The following is a 13,445-nucleotide window of genomic DNA, read 5'->3' as shown; positions in this document are numbered from 1 at the left end:
CCAGGGCGTGGGACGGTTGGCAAGCCACAGGAGTAGGACAATGTCGAAGGATTCGGGTAAGGGCGATAATCACGGCGGCGGGCCGGGCAAGATCGAGATCACGATGGTGGTGAACGGCCAGCCCACGCAGGTCGAAGCCAATCCCAACCAGCCGCTTCACGTCATTCGTACCAAAGCCCTTGAGAACACGCAGAATGTCGCCCAACCAGCCGAGAATTGGGAATTGAAGGATGAGGCCGGCAACTTGCTCGACGTCGACAAGAAGCTTGGCGATTTCGGTTTCCCGAATACTGTGACCCTGTTCCTCAGCCTGAAGGCGGGCGTCGCAGGTGCCTAAACCCCAAAGTGTGGATCCGGAGGTCTCCCGAGCGAAGTTTGATCGGGAGATCGGCCGGTTCCGGCCATATGCTGATGTCTATCGGGCTCAGGGCTGCTTCTTGATCGAGGCGACCTTTCCGCGCGCTTTCTTCATTTTCGCAAGCCTCAAGTTAAAACCACGGGTGATCAGCGCAGCGAGCGAGGTCGACTTCACCGACTACGACTTAAGACCACCGTCCGTGGTCTTCGTCGATCCGTTTACGCGTCATCCGATTGCCCGGAAAGATCTATACCTGAAAATGCTTAGACGTCCGCCGCTGCCCGGAACGCCGCCGGAGATGATAGGAGCTCTCATCCAGCAGAACGCCGTGCCGCTGACGGACTTCATCCAGGCCAACAGTCCCGAGGACGAACCATTCCTGTGCATGGCGGGCGTCCGGGAATACCACGACAATCCAGCCCATTCAGGTGATCCATGGCTACTTCATCGGGGTTCTGGCGAAGGCTGTTTGGCCTTCATCCTGGACAAGATCATCAAGTACGGAATCATTCCTATAGAGCAGTTGCAGATTCAACTCCCACCGGCAATCGTAGGAATGGTGGTATCCCCTCAGGCGATACAAGAATGACTGGTTTGAGAGATGTAACGATCGTGACTCTCCCGCGCGGCTGCATCTCGACCACGCATGGGCATCTGCGCTCAGTTGGTCGCGAAGGCAATGAGGGGATGGCGCTCTGGGTCGGCGTTCAGCAAGACCGGCACTTTGCCGTAACAGAGACGGTTATCCCGGCGCAGCGTCACATTCGGACAAACGATGGCGTTTGCGTGATCGTTGCGGCCGAAGAACTGCACCGGCTCAATGTCTGGCTCTACAAAAGCGGCCTGAAACTCTTGGCCCAGATTCACAGCCATCCGGGCCGCGCCTACCATTCGACGACGGACGACGCTTATGCGGTTGCTACCACGGTTGGGTGTCTGTCGCTGGTAGTGCCGAATTTCGCCCGCGAGCCTTTCGATTTTGCTCGGGTCGCCGCCTATCGGCTTGACGAAAAGGCCAAATGGAATGCGCTCCCTCCCGCGGCACTGTCGCGAATGATCATGATATCGAGTTGAACAATGGCATTCGCTAACTTCATCGATCGTGCCGCCACGGCGGCATCTCAGGTCCTGGCCGATTTTCATCTGGGAGACTTCAAAGCAGCTCTTGAAAAGCAGGTCGTGGCAGTCGCCTTCGACCATCAGGCCGCTTCCTGCGCCGAAGGCCAGGCGACACTAGATCTTGCGGTGAGATTGCTCGCTAGGCTCTACCCGGTTCTGGCGATACTCCCGCTGGACAGCGCGGCGAGCTCTCAAGCCCAAGCGCTGGAGCGCTTGGCAAAGTCGATCAATCCAAAAGTCGGCATCCGGCGTTCCGGCAAGTCTGCCACCGTCTGCGTCGTTGCAGGGGTAACGCGCCCATCACTCCGGTGCCCGATCTTTTTCGTGGGATCGGACGGTTGGGCGGCAAAGCTGTCGCGTACGGACCCGGTGGGCTCTGGCCCAAGTCTGCTGCCTTTTGGAGCTGGCGCCGCCAGTTGCTTCGGCGCCGCCAACGTCTTTCGAACTATCTTCGCCGCCCAGTTGACCGGCGCCGAGTTGGACGAAACCATCGACCTCTCGCTATGCAGCTACGACAAGACCAAAGCCGGGGAGGCTGGCCCGATCGACTTCCCAGTCGACCTTGGCGAAACCCACCTCGTTGGGCTCGGTGCGATAGGCCATGGCTCGCTTTGGGCGCTAGCGAGACAACCCGATCTCAAGGGTCGTCTGCATGTAATCGATCACGAAGCGATCGAACTCTCAAACCTGCAGCGCTACGCATTGGCCGGCCAGGCGGAGATTGGTATGTCCAAGGCGGTTCTTGCAGCCACCGCCCTTAGATCGACTGGCCTTGAGGTCGAGGCGCACCCTCTGACGTGGGCAGAATATGTTGCGCGCCGGGGCAATTGGGTCTTAGACCAAGTGGGTGTGGCGCTTGACACCGCCGCCGACCGTCTGGCTGTCCAAGGTGCACTGCCGCGATGGATCGCAAACGCTTGGACGCAGGAGCACGATCTCGGTATCTCCCGGCATGGTTTCGATGACGGCCAGGCTTGCCTTTGTTGCATGTACCTGCCATCCGGAAAATCCAAGGACGAGCACCAGCTGATTGCCGAGGAACTCGGAATACCGGAAGCACACGAGCAGGTGAAAACGCTCCTGCAGACAAATGCCGGAGTTCCCAACGACTTTGTAGTTCGCGTGGCTACAGCGATGGCTGTGCCGTTTGAACCGCTAGCCCCGTTTGTCGGCCAGCCCCTGCGCTCCTTTTATCAGCAGGCTATCTGCGGCGGTCTGGTGTTCCAGCTTAGCGAAGGAAGTCGCCGCGTTCGAACTGTGGTTCCGATGGCCTTTCAGTCGGTGCTTGCCGGGATTATGCTTGCCGCGGATTTGGTCAAGCATAGTGCGGGGTTTCCCATGAGCCCGACGACGAGCACTCGGGTGAATCTTCTGCGCCCCCTTGGCTCTCACTTGCACGATCCGAAGGCCAAGGACTCCAGCGGCCGCTGCATCTGTAGCGACGACGATTTCATTGCCGCTTACAGGCGCAAATACGGAGCGCGTTGATCAGGTAAGCGATGTCTCGGCCGCCTAAGCAGACGCGCACCTCTCCGTAGACGCAGGGGGCGCGGCTTGTGGGCGTGACCATGGGCGCCATTATGACACGCTTGGCCCGCTCCTTTGCCGGCCTATCGTCCTCCGCGCATGATCCCGTGCCGACGTGATGATCCAGCACCAGCCGCCATGGCACCAGAGGCTGGTCAAACCTCCGTTGTTGGCCGGTTTGGACAGTGCTGCATCAGGTCTCGACCGACGTCTCGACAGTCAGGGCTGCTTCGACGGGTGTGAAGATGTCAACATCGACCCCAGGCGCCCGAATCGTCACAATCAGGGCGTACCGAGCCAGAGCGTCGACGCGTTCCAGGTAAGGCTTCTCCTTCCACCAGCCCCCGACCGGGAACACGCCGATCGCGTCACGCTCGGCGAGATCGGCGGCGCTGCCCGACCAGAAATCGGCGTGCAACGAGCCGCGATCGCGGAAGGTGCCGAGCAGCCACTCTTCTCCGCCTCCAGCAGGCGCCCCTTCCTCCTCGTCCCGAGCGGCCTGATTGATGCGGGCTCGGAATTCGTCGACTGTCTCGGTCGCTGACTTTACTCTGAACCGAAGACCATGGGACGCGTAACGATGCCGGCGGGTCCATCCGCGTTCACCGGGGTTGGGTTCGATGAAATAGGACAGCGTGACGCGGAGCTCGACCTGGGCAGCGCCGAGCGCCGCGAGCTGCTCCTTCGGCCAAGGCAGGCGATGCAGCTTCATGTCACGCGTTTTGGCAGCCGCGCCGCCCTCGCGCTGGAAAGGCTGAAGCTCATCTTCAACGATAAGCGTGAGGTCGTTCACCGTTGACAGAAGCGCGCGCCCAAGATCTGGCACGCCGTAACCATAGCGCCGCACGAGCGCCTGGATCTCGCCCTTCGCTCCGTTGCACGCATCGATGCGTGCGCGCATCGCCGGAGTCCATTCGGCCGAGTGGACGATCAGGGCGCGAACCGATTCAGGCCACAGCTCGGGGCGCGCTGATAGAATTAGTCCCGCCATCCGTGCGGCATGGGCCGTTGCCGCGCTCGTATCTCCGAGGGTGGTGGAGTGGCGCAGTTCGGGTCGACAGAAAGTGGTCAATATCTGCAGATCGTCGATCGGCTCGCCGGGCAACACACCGTCATGGGCGAGATTGCCGCCTTCGAAGACGACCTCGGGCTTCACCGGCCACTGCCTGTCCCAAACGACCGAAGTGCGACTGCGCGGCGAGAGCTCGCCGACCGGCGCGATCGGAGCGTAGCCCGAAAAGTCGGTGTCAATGATATCGACCTTTTCTGTGAAAGCGCCGACCGTCAGCGCATTCCAGGCCTGAGAAGGATCATCGACTGCTTCCAGATCGTTGCGCGTCAAATGCTCGGCCGGCATGAGGTCATCGCCGATGTTGCCGGCAGAGAGAACGATCAAGCGTCGCTGTTCCTCTTCGAAACAGAGTTGGTCGATAGCGGCAGACCACGATGTGGGCCTTCCACGCGCCGGACTGGCGCTTGTCACAGCCATTGCGATCGCGCGGCGGCGCTCCGGCGCCTGCACCTCGGCGCGGGCGATCGCTTCCGCGGTGATCGCGCCATAGAGTTCTGGATCGTTTGCCTCGTCTTCTGGCGGAAGGATACGAACACTCTCCAGCCGAAAGGGCAATGGAACTGGATCGCCTCCGACCAGGAGCGGGACCAGATCACCGTACAGGCCGACACCTGCCATTCGCGTCCCGTGGCCGCTCCACGCAGGTGTGTCGTCGCTGCCCCATGCCGGTTTGACGGTGTGCCAGTCTTCAACGGCAAGTGCGGGTTCGATCAACGGGTGGGTGCGACGCACGCCGCTGTCGAGAATGCAGACCGCAATATCGGATTGAGGCGGTCTGACGCGCCCGAGAAGCTCGTCGCTCCAGTCCCTTTGCTCCGCGCCGCCAAGGCCCAGGAAGAAGGACGGCGTATCCTTCGCGCGCCGCAGCTCGGCGACGACATCGCTGTGCGCAATCATGCGGTCGAGCATTGCCGTGCTGGCGAGGGCCAGCATGACCACCCGCTCCGGAAACCTGACCGCATGCGTGCGCAAAGTGATGTTCAGGGCTTCGGCAATGTGCTCGAAGTTCTCGCGGCGACCGTCGCGCAGCCAGACTTCCCACCACACCTGCTCGTCAGCGGCCTGGGGGAAGAGGTCGTCGTGGTCGGTAAACAACGATCGTGCAGTCGCCAGCCTGACTGTCTCCATGCGGGAGACGAGCGGCTCGTTGCGCGGTCTGCCGCGGTCAGTATCAACGTCTCGATACGCCTCGACTTTCCGCAAATAATAGGCTTGCGCGCTTTGCGGCAGGAACACCGACGCTGTGATGGCGAAGGTGGATATGGGCGCGGTCGCGCGGAAAATCGTCTGCCATTATGATCTGTGCTGTCGCTACTCAAACAGCGACGCCTGCCGGCGTTCCTTCAGAGCGTCGATGAGCGCTTCCGAGGTGATCCGCTTCCCCCCCCGCAATATGATGGTTTTTGCAGCGTCGTCGGCCGCGCGCGTGATCTCGGCCTGCGACAGTCTCTCTGCCTGAGAGATCGCCTCGTTCCAGGCAAGCCCTCTGGTGTCGAAGCGGTCGAGTCGAGCCCGAAGCAGCGCCTCTATAATCGGCCGATCGGGCACGGCGTATTCGATGACATCGTCGAAACGGCGGAACAAAGCTCTGTCGAGCAGCTCGGGATGATTTGTTGCCGCAATAATCAGGCTGTGGCTGTCGTCTTGCTCGAGAAACTGCAGAAACGAATTCAGCACGCGCCGAATCTCGCCAACATCCTGGCGTTCGCCTCGACGCGCGCCGATGGCATCGAATTCGTCAAAGAAGTAGACGCCCCGCGTCGCCTGCATTGCATCAAAAACAAGCCGCAGCTTTCCGGCAGTCTCTCCCATGAACTTGGTGATCAAACCATCGAGGACGATCGTGAAAAGGGGCAGATGAAGCTCCCCGGCCAATGCCGATGCGGTCATCGTCTTGCCTGATCCTGGCGGGCCGACCAGAAGCAGTTTGCGACGGGGAACAAGCCCGTGCTCGCGCAAGCTTGCTTGTTGGCGCTGCTCTCCCAGCACGCGGTGCAGGCGCGAGCGCAGACTGTCCGGCAAAATCATGTCGGTCAGTCGCAGGTCCGGATAGCGCACATGCAGGAGCCCTGCGAGCTCGCCCTTTGGCTGAAAAAGGGGAACCGGCCGACTGCTCTTGACAATCCGGGCGTCCCTGCTCTTGGCTGCGTCGACCAGATCCTTGAGCTCCTGAGCAAGCTTACCATGGCCTTGACGTGCCTCATGCGCAGCAAGCTGCATCGCGATAGAGAGGAAACGATCCTCGTCGCCGGCAATGTGGCTTTTAAGCAGCGTCACGATATGGCGGGCCGTGGTCATGGCTCTCTTCTGGGGTATCCGTTTACTTGGCGAAGCGCATGCAACCTAAACGCTTTCAACGGCGATTTGTATCGCGCAATGGTGTTTTTTCTCTTGTCGATGTTCGCCCGTGGCAACTTCAGCGGTGAACTGTTGCGCCGCGGTCATAGGCCAGCCGGAATAACGCCGGCCAGCAGACAACAGTCCGCCATCTTCGAGCGCTCGAAGTCTGGCCACTCACGCAGCGTGTCGGGTCCGAACGCTCCAAAGCCGCCCCGCCTGGCAGGTCCATGCGACCGATTGCGGGCTGCGGCCATAAGGTCTACGCGGGGTCGCATGGCTGCCCGCGCCGCTGGCTAAAAAGCTGTACACCATCTCACGAAACACCAGGTCCGCTCCTTTGCCGGCCGACGGTCCATGAAATCCCCTCCCCACTCACGACACCGGAGACCTCCTTGCCCACATGGCGCTCAAGCACCGGCCGCCATGGCACCAGCGTGAATTCGCGCGACTTCTCAACGACGGCACATTTTCCGCTGGCAAGCTCGACGGAGCGGCGGAGCGTACCCTCTACTCGTCCTCCGGATCGCGCTTCGGCATAGGGCAGGCCAAGTTCCTCCGACAGTTGGCCAGCAACACGGTTCAGTTCTCGCTGGCGCAGGATCGAAAGCATGTTGGCTCGATAGACGATCCCATCCTGTTCTTCATGCGCGAGGCCTTGCGCGATCAGCCACTGCCGCCGGCGAGCTTGCGCCTCTCTCACGTCGCGGCCGAAGCCGGATCCGTGCAAAGGCTCGGGTCTATCGGCAACCAGCTCCCGGTCGAGCCAGGTGGCGCCGTTGAAGCTGACCTGTCGCTCCAGCGCCATTGAGGAGAGCTTGTCGGCAACGACAGGCTCGGCCCTGGCCCGCTGGCCCTCATAATTCGCGACGCGATCGAGATGGTCCGGCGCGATGAGCCAGGTGCCGTTCGGCTCTCGCTCGACGCCGCCGGTCGCGCGGCGGATCGCCTCCAGCCGCCGCACATGCGTTCGCGCAAAGCTCTCGGTGGCGGATGGGTCATGCTTCAGGTGCATATCGACGTCGTAGCGGCCGCCATGCGCGGCGGCGATTTCGGCGATGGTACGATCGACCTGCCTCGGCTCGGTGTTCCTTGGCGCGACACGCACGATGCAGCCATTAGGCATCGTTTCCATCGCCTCGCCTCTACCGATGTCGATCCAATGGCTCTTACCGTCGACGGCGTCCACGATCATGTAATGGCGGTCATTGATCTCGTCGGCCAGTCCACGCGCGACAACCCGACCGACGAGAGACTGGACGGGCTCGCCGGCTCGATCGTGGATCACCCAGTCGGCGGCACTGCGGGCAAGCCCCTTGCCGGCCAGTTCGCGGTGCATGGTCTTGATGATGTCGCCGCGTTCGCCGGTGCGGCGCAGCGTGGCTTCGAGCTCATCGTCGAGGCGCCAGGAACCAGCGCCGACCTCCGCGGCCAGACCCATCCGCTCGAGCTTGCGCAGCCGTCCCTGGTGCAGCGTCTGACGAATGGCGTCGGGACCGTCCGGCGAGACCAGGCCGTCATCATCACGCATGCTGAGCAGCCGACGGTCGATGCTGGTGAAGCGTTCCTGCTCCATTTCCCGGCGCAGGCGAAGCTCAATCTCGCGGTCGGTTCGCGGACCGAGATCGAGGCTGACCAGCTCGGCCGCCCGCTCGCGGATGCCAGATGAGATATATTCGCGCGCGATGACCAGGTTCTCGCCACGGTCGTCCCTGCCTCGGACGATGATGTGGCTATGGGGATGGCCGGTATTGAAGTGATCAACCGCGACCCAGTCGAGCTTCGTGCCGAGGTCTTCCTGCATCTGCGCCATGAGCCGCCGCGTCAGCGGCTTCAGGTCTTCATACTCGATGCCGTCTTCGGCAGCGACGATGAAGCGGAATTGGTGGCGGTCGCCGTCCGCGCGATCGATGAACGCCTTGCCGTCGACGCGGTCGCTGTCGGCGCCGTAGAGCTCGCCAGGCGCACCTTCTCGGGTGACGCCGTCGCGCTGAAGATAGCGTAGATGGGCACGCGCCCCGTCCGCGCCCTTGCCGGCGAGCTTGACGATCCGCGCCTTGACGATCACCCGGCGCTGGCGGAAGGCGGCATACCGGTCGCGCGATTTCAGCAGCTCCGCAGCCGCCCCGCCACGCCCTGTCCGGCTGCCCGTGAAGCGACCGCCGGGCTGGGGCTGGCCGCCGGCTCGGTTGACGGCTGCCCGGACTTGACCGGCATAGCGTTTGCCTGCCTTCGAGCCGCGCGACCCGATTTTGCCGAGCTTCGGCCTGAACTCGTCATCTGCCATGCGACCTCCCAGACATATCAAGCAAAATCAGACACTTACACGTCAAACCCTCTTGGCACCGGCGGCAGCCTCCTGGAAAAACGATGTGCAGACAAAGACTTAGCCGCCTCCTGGAGGCGGTGCCTTTATCTTGCCTTACGCGCCCAGCCCCCCAGCCCCGGTAAGCGTCCGGTCCCTGCACATATCTGAGGTAGTGCAATCTCGCGTCATGTCGGGTTCCTTCTTGTCGAGGAGGATGATCTGCGATGGCGCCCCGCCGCTCCTGGGACAAGGCTGACAACCCCTACTGGCGCACGCATGTCGGCAGCTGGTTTCGCAGCTCTCTGGAGGCGGAGGAATATTGCCGCCGGCACAAGCTTTCGACGGTGACCTTCGAGCGTTGGGCGCGCCACCTGCTGACGCCGAAAGACCTGCGTAAACGTGCGGAATATCTGCGGGAATTGTACGCGGAGAAGCAGAAGAAGCGCGCCAGGAATGCGCCTCGGCGGAAGCAAAACGCGCCACCTCGCCGCCGCTACGGCGCGCGCACGGACCGCGGTCCGCTTGCGCTGCATGCGTTCTGGGGAATGCATGTGGAGGCGATGAATTGGAGCGGCATGGGGCTCGCCGAGTATGCGGCGGCGCTCGATCTTTCGCCGCACGCGCTGCGCAGATGGCGCGATCGGTTCGAGGAATCCGGCACTGAAATGGACTGGCGGTCGCTTCTTCATCCGAGTACCCGGGCCCAATTAAGCAGCGCTGCTAATTGCGTACGGCGCAAATACCGCTTGACGCCTGGGGCTGCGGACGGTCGCTCGAACCGGCGCACCTTCACCAACGAGCAGAAGCGGGCGATCGTCGCGGAGACCGAGAGGCTGGCGTCGCCGTGGCGCAGGTCTGTCGCCGCCACGGCATTGCCACCAGCATGGCCTTCCGCTGGCGCGAAGAGTTCGGCCTGACTGCCCGCAAGGCGCCGCAACTGGCGATGGTCGCGCTCGCCGACGGCGCGGCGAACGAGTTGCCGGCACTCGCGGCGTTGCGCGATCTCGTGCAGCCGCCGGACGGAATGGTGGCAATGGAACTGGATATGGACGGCGCGTGTTCGCGCCGGCGGGCGCGACCACGGCCGCCGTGAAGCGGCAGCTCACTGGTAAGGAGAAGGCGTCATGATTGTCGTTCCGGCCGGCGTGAAAGTGCATCTGGCCTTGGGTCACACCGACATGCGAAAGGGCCTCGATGGCCTCGCGACGCTGATCCAGGAACACCTGAAGAAGGATCCGTTCTCGGGACATCTGTTCGTCTTCCGCGGCAAGAATGCCTCGCTTTTGAAAATCCTTTTTTGGGATGAAACGGGGCTGTGCCTGTTCACCAAGCGCATGGACCGCGGACAGTTCATGTGGCCGCGCCTGGCTGAGCCAGGCGGCTCGGTGACACTGTCGCCAGCGCAACTGGCGATGCTCATCGAGGGGATCGACTGGCGCACGCCGGAACGCTTCTGGCGACCGATGCTGGCGGGCTGAAATCGCCTCGTCGATTGTCGCGGAAAAGCCCGGAAAGCTTGGGTTTTTAGGCTGTTTATGATAGATTCGATCATGTTGATCGATCTCGAAAATCTGCCTTCCGACCCGCAGCTTTTGCAGCGTCTCGTGCGCGACATGGCGGCTGCGGTCGAGAGCCGCGACGGGGAGATTGAGCGACTTCAGTCGATCATCAAAAAGCTCCAGCGAGCGCAGTTCGGCCGCAGTTCCGAGCAGCTTGCCCCCGACCAGCTTGTGCTCGCGCTGGAAGACCTCGACGCCGATGTTGCTCGCATCCAGGAGAGCCGTCCGTTCGAAGTCAAACCGTCGGCGGAGCGGTCGTCCCATCGCAGATCGCTGCCTGATCATCTGCCGCGCGAGGACGTCCTGCTTGATGTCGGCGGCACAGTCTGCACGTGTTGCGGCGGCACCCTGCATGCCATTGGCAAAAACGTGAGTGAGATGCTGGATTGGGTGCCAGCGCAGCTTCGCGTGATCCGCACCACGCGTCCGAAATATGCTTGCCGGACCTGCGAGACGGTGGTGCAAGCGCCGGCACCGGAGCGGCTGATCGGCGGCGGCCTGGCCACGCCAGCGCTGCTCGCGCAGGTGCTGGTGAGCAAGTACTGCGATCATACGCCGCTCTATCGGCAGTCGCAGATCTTCGCCCGCAATGGTGTCGATCTTCCGCGCTCGACGCTCGCTGGATGGGTTGGCGGCGCCTGCTGGTGGCTCGAAGCCCTGCACGAACGCCTCGCCAAGAGCGTGTTCGCTTCCAACCATCTCTTTGCCGACGATACGCCGGTGCCGGTGCTCGATCCCGGTCGTGGGCGCACCAAGACGGGGCGGCTGTGGGTCTACGCCCGCGAGCAACGCGCCTGGGCTGGACCGGAGCCGCCGGCGGCGATCTATATGTTTGCGCCGGACCGCAAGGCAGAACGCCCGGCCTCGCATCTCGAGCACTTCAAGGGCGTGCTGCATGTCGATGGCTATGCCGGTTTCGAGCAACTCACCGGCAAGGGAGACATCGTTCTTGCTGCCTGTTGGGCGCATACCCGGCGCAAATTCTATGACGTGGCTCAGGCGACCAACGGACCGATCGCGGTGGAGGCCTTGCGCCGGATCGGCCAACTCTATGCCGTCGAAGCCGACGTTCGCGGTCAGTCGCCCCCGCATCGGTTGGCATCTCGGCGCATCCGTTCGAAACCAATCGTCGATGCCATGCGGGTCTGGCTCGAAGCGCAGCTTCCGCTCTTGCCAGGGCGCAGCACGCTCGCCGAAGCGATCCGTTACGCGCTGTCGCGCTGGGAGGGGCTGACGCGCTTCCTGCACGACGGTCGCACCGAGCTCGACACCAATCCGGTCGAGCGCGCGATCCGGCCGGTCAGTCTTGGCCGCAAGAACCACCTCTTCGCGGGTAGCGACGGCGGCGGTCATCGATGGGCGGTGCTGTGCTCGCTGGTCGAAACCTGCAAGCTCAATGGCGTCGAACCCTACGCCTATCTTCATGATGTGCTCTCGCGCATGGTTGACGGACCCCCATCAACCGCCTCGACGAATTGCTGCCGTGGAACTGGAAAGCGGCAAATCCTGTCAAGAGCTGAGCGACGTGCAAGAACCGGACGCTTACCAGCCCCGCCAGACGCGCCCCGTCCGCCCATGGCTAACGCACCGGCTCCCTCGGCTGCGCGCCGTCCTTGCCGAGCGGCACGAAGAGATCGCCGTTTACGCCGGCGTGAACACCGTCATGGATGAAGAACAGCGACCGTCCGAGAGGAGCGATTTGCGCCTTTGGAGCGACAGGTTTGCTTTCGAACGTCTCGATGTCGGCCGCCGAAACTCCGGCCGCCTTGAGTTGGTCGAGGTACTCAACGGTCTCTTCTGGCAGCGGTTTGCCACGCTTCAAATGCTCGTCGTAGCGCTCGGGACCGGCATTGTAGGCGCCAAACAGGCCAGGAAATCCGAAGCGGTCATACATGGCGCTGAGATAGGCCGTGCCGGCCAGGATATTGTCGCGCGGATCGTGCGGGTTAGGCCCAAGGCCGTGTTCGACCCGCATCTCCTCATAGGTGCCGGGCATCACCTGCATGAGGCCCATGGCGCCAGCGGGGGAGGTGATGGGGCGGCCGTCGCGCATCGTCTTGCCGCCGCTTTCGGCAGCCATGACGGCATAGATCCAGGCTTGGGGAATATGGAAGCGCCGGCTTGCTTCCGATACCAACGTCTGCCACTTTCGCAGCTGCGGACTTTGGGAAATGGCGACCGTCTCAGCGCCGGTCGAGGCGGAACAGGCGCATGGCGCAATGGCGATCATGCCCAACAAGAGGAGGGTCACTCGGTCCATAGTGGTACGAGCCTCCCGATGACATTTTGAGTGGGAACAGGCCCGAAATAGCGGCTGTCGAAGGAGCGGTTTTTGTCGCTGCCGAGCAGGAAAACCTCGTTGTCGCCGAGCGCTCGGCAGCCGTTCCACCATGGCAAAGGTCGGCCTTCGGCATCGATTTTGAGCCGGCGCGCGACGATGTCGCCGCCGATGATGATGGCGTCATTGAAGGCGCAGACATTATCGTCCGGCAGCGCTGCAAGACGTTTTGCCAGCGGCACATTGCGAGGCAGATAGCTGCGCTCGGCGGCGAGATACGCCGCGTATTCAGGCGGGCGCACGAGCACGAGATCGCCACGCGCCAGCGCTCCCGCAGCGATGCGGTAAAGGCCGATCGGCGCGCTGGCCGAGGCGTTCCAGACCAGCCAAGGGGTGGGTTTTGCCAGCGCCGTGAAGCCCAAAAGACCGAGACCGGCCGCGGCCAAGGCGACCGTCTTACGGGCTCGAACACGCCGCAGGCGGCTGCCGATCAGATGGATGGAAGGGCGCCGGCTCATGAACGGCCTCCCTTGCCGCCCTGGCCGGAACCGGCCTCGCCATCGCCGGCAGTGGAGTGCTGCGGGTGTCCTTTCGACCAATGGTCGAGTTCATCTATGTGATAGCGGACATATCGGCCGTGCTTGCGGAATTTCGGGCCGCCGCCCTTGAGCCGCATCTTTTCGAGCGTGCGCTGGGAGAGCCCGATATAGAAGGCGGCTTGGGCTGTGCTGAGAAACGGGCTGCCCTTTTTCGCGCGGGCCGCGCGTTCGTTTTCGTCTTCCATGATGATCCTCGTTTCGCTTCGGACAAGCGAGGGCGAGGATGGGCGAGGGAGATCGTCTCGGGGACGGGCGAAGAGTCGGGGGAGAGTTTTCGCCGCCCTTTAG

13 protein-coding genes and 1 pseudogene are annotated in these 13,445 nt (G+C 62.7%); 8 read left to right on the top strand and 6 right to left on the bottom strand.

Going from position 1 to position 13,445, the window contains the following annotated elements; genetic code table 11:
* Positions 1-40 precede the first annotated feature (40 nt).
* The 4 genes from EOB49_RS12985 to EOB49_RS12970 are packed head-to-tail and all read left to right on the top strand — an operon-like array spanning position 41 to position 2,965.
* Complete coding sequence (locus tag EOB49_RS12985; RefSeq protein ID WP_126057779.1) at positions 41-337, top strand: DUF2604 domain-containing protein; 297 nt, start codon at positions 41-43, stop codon at positions 335-337.
* Positions 330-947, top strand: coding sequence for a putative metal-binding protein (locus tag EOB49_RS12980; RefSeq protein ID WP_126057778.1), 618 nt, complete (start codon positions 330-332; stop codon positions 945-947). The genes EOB49_RS12985 and EOB49_RS12980 overlap by 8 nt, the downstream gene beginning before the upstream one ends.
* Positions 944-1,432, top strand: coding sequence for a Mov34/MPN/PAD-1 family protein (locus EOB49_RS12975; RefSeq protein ID WP_126057777.1), 489 nt, complete (start codon positions 944-946; stop codon positions 1,430-1,432). The genes EOB49_RS12980 and EOB49_RS12975 overlap by 4 nt, the downstream gene beginning before the upstream one ends.
* Before the next feature lie 3 nt (positions 1,433-1,435).
* Positions 1,436-2,965: an E2 ligase fold family C protein gene (locus tag EOB49_RS12970; RefSeq protein WP_127320520.1), complete on the top strand. Its 1,530-nt coding sequence runs from the start codon at positions 1,436-1,438 to the stop codon at positions 2,963-2,965.
* A gap of 232 nt (positions 2,966-3,197) precedes the next feature.
* Here the strand turns inward: EOB49_RS12970 and EOB49_RS12965 are convergent, their stop codons facing one another.
* From EOB49_RS12965 to rlxS, 3 genes are all read right to left on the bottom strand, one after another.
* Positions 3,198-5,312 (bottom strand): S8 family peptidase, encoded by a 2,115-nt coding sequence (locus EOB49_RS12965; protein WP_245463521.1) that lies wholly within the window; start codon positions 5,310-5,312, stop codon positions 3,198-3,200.
* Positions 5,313-5,387: 75 nt separating this feature from the next.
* Complete coding sequence (locus EOB49_RS12960; protein ID WP_126057775.1) at positions 5,388-6,374, bottom strand: ATP-binding protein; 987 nt, start codon at positions 6,372-6,374, stop codon at positions 5,388-5,390.
* Positions 6,375-6,729: 355 nt separating this feature from the next.
* A complete protein-coding gene (rlxS, locus tag EOB49_RS12955; protein ID WP_127327579.1) occupies positions 6,730-8,700 on the bottom strand; it encodes a relaxase/mobilization nuclease RlxS in 1,971 nt (656 codons plus the stop codon).
* A 245-nt stretch (positions 8,701-8,945) separates the two neighbouring features.
* Here rlxS and EOB49_RS12950 point away from each other — a divergent pair, with 245 nt between their 5' ends.
* From EOB49_RS12950 to EOB49_RS12940, 4 genes and pseudogenes are all read left to right on the top strand, one after another.
* Complete coding sequence (locus EOB49_RS12950; RefSeq protein WP_164762578.1) at positions 8,946-9,638, top strand: hypothetical protein; 693 nt, start codon at positions 8,946-8,948, stop codon at positions 9,636-9,638.
* Complete coding sequence (locus tag EOB49_RS36935) at positions 9,605-9,814, top strand: hypothetical protein (RefSeq protein ID WP_346016453.1); 210 nt, start codon at positions 9,605-9,607, stop codon at positions 9,812-9,814. The genes EOB49_RS12950 and EOB49_RS36935 overlap by 34 nt, the downstream gene beginning before the upstream one ends.
* Before the next feature lie 31 nt (positions 9,815-9,845).
* Complete coding sequence (gene tnpB / locus EOB49_RS12945; protein WP_127318491.1) at positions 9,846-10,199, top strand: IS66 family insertion sequence element accessory protein TnpB; 354 nt, start codon at positions 9,846-9,848, stop codon at positions 10,197-10,199.
* Positions 10,200-10,271: 72 nt separating this feature from the next.
* Positions 10,272-11,800 (top strand): annotated as a pseudogene (locus EOB49_RS12940) (IS66 family transposase).
* Between the two features lie 59 nt (positions 11,801-11,859).
* Here the strand turns inward: EOB49_RS12940 and EOB49_RS12935 are convergent.
* From EOB49_RS12935 to EOB49_RS12925, 3 genes are read right to left on the bottom strand one after another with little or no spacing between them, the layout of a single operon-like run.
* The gene (locus tag EOB49_RS12935) at positions 11,860-12,540 is read right to left on the bottom strand and encodes a transglycosylase SLT domain-containing protein (RefSeq protein WP_127318493.1); all 681 of its coding nucleotides are present in this window, start codon (positions 12,538-12,540) and stop codon (positions 11,860-11,862) included.
* On the bottom strand, positions 12,528-13,076 hold the full coding sequence (locus tag EOB49_RS12930; protein ID WP_127318495.1) for a S26 family signal peptidase: 549 nt from the start codon (positions 13,074-13,076) through the stop codon (positions 12,528-12,530). Before EOB49_RS12930 ends, EOB49_RS12935 begins: the two co-directional genes overlap by 13 nt.
* Complete coding sequence (locus EOB49_RS12925; RefSeq protein WP_127318497.1) at positions 13,073-13,342, bottom strand: helix-turn-helix domain-containing protein; 270 nt, start codon at positions 13,340-13,342, stop codon at positions 13,073-13,075. Before EOB49_RS12925 ends, EOB49_RS12930 begins: the two co-directional genes overlap by 4 nt.
* Positions 13,343-13,445 lie beyond the last annotated feature (103 nt).

It is taken from the genome of Mesorhizobium sp. M7A.F.Ca.MR.148.00.0.0, from assembly GCF_003997735.1.
In the GTDB taxonomy this organism is placed as follows: domain Bacteria; phylum Pseudomonadota; class Alphaproteobacteria; order Rhizobiales; family Rhizobiaceae; genus Mesorhizobium.
This window is presented reverse-complemented; position numbering and strand designations above follow the sequence as displayed.

Bases quoted from the DNA above. Each gene is read 5' to 3' on its own strand.
- EOB49_RS12975 (WP_126057777.1), top strand. From the start codon at position 944: ATGACTGGTTTGAGAGATGTAACGATCGTGACTCTCCCGCGCGGCTGC.
- EOB49_RS12970 (WP_127320520.1), top strand. From the start codon at position 1,436: ATGGCATTCGCTAACTTCATCGATCGTGCCGCCACGGCGGCATCTCAG.
- EOB49_RS12985 (WP_126057779.1), top strand. From the start codon at position 41: ATGTCGAAGGATTCGGGTAAGGGCGATAATCACGGCGGCGGGCCGGGC.
- tnpB (WP_127318491.1), top strand. From the start codon at position 9,846: ATGATTGTCGTTCCGGCCGGCGTGAAAGTGCATCTGGCCTTGGGTCAC.
- rlxS (WP_127327579.1), bottom strand. From the start codon at position 8,700: ATGGCAGATGACGAGTTCAGGCCGAAGCTCGGCAAAATCGGGTCGCGC.
- EOB49_RS12950 (WP_164762578.1), top strand. From the start codon at position 8,946: ATGGCGCCCCGCCGCTCCTGGGACAAGGCTGACAACCCCTACTGGCGC.
- EOB49_RS36935 (WP_346016453.1), top strand. From the start codon at position 9,605: ATGGCCTTCCGCTGGCGCGAAGAGTTCGGCCTGACTGCCCGCAAGGCG.
- EOB49_RS12925 (WP_127318497.1), bottom strand. From the start codon at position 13,342: ATGGAAGACGAAAACGAACGCGCGGCCCGCGCGAAAAAGGGCAGCCCG.
- EOB49_RS12935 (WP_127318493.1), bottom strand. From the start codon at position 12,540: ATGGACCGAGTGACCCTCCTCTTGTTGGGCATGATCGCCATTGCGCCA.
- EOB49_RS12930 (WP_127318495.1), bottom strand. From the start codon at position 13,076: ATGAGCCGGCGCCCTTCCATCCATCTGATCGGCAGCCGCCTGCGGCGT.
- EOB49_RS12960 (WP_126057775.1), bottom strand. From the start codon at position 6,374: ATGACCACGGCCCGCCATATCGTGACGCTGCTTAAAAGCCACATTGCC.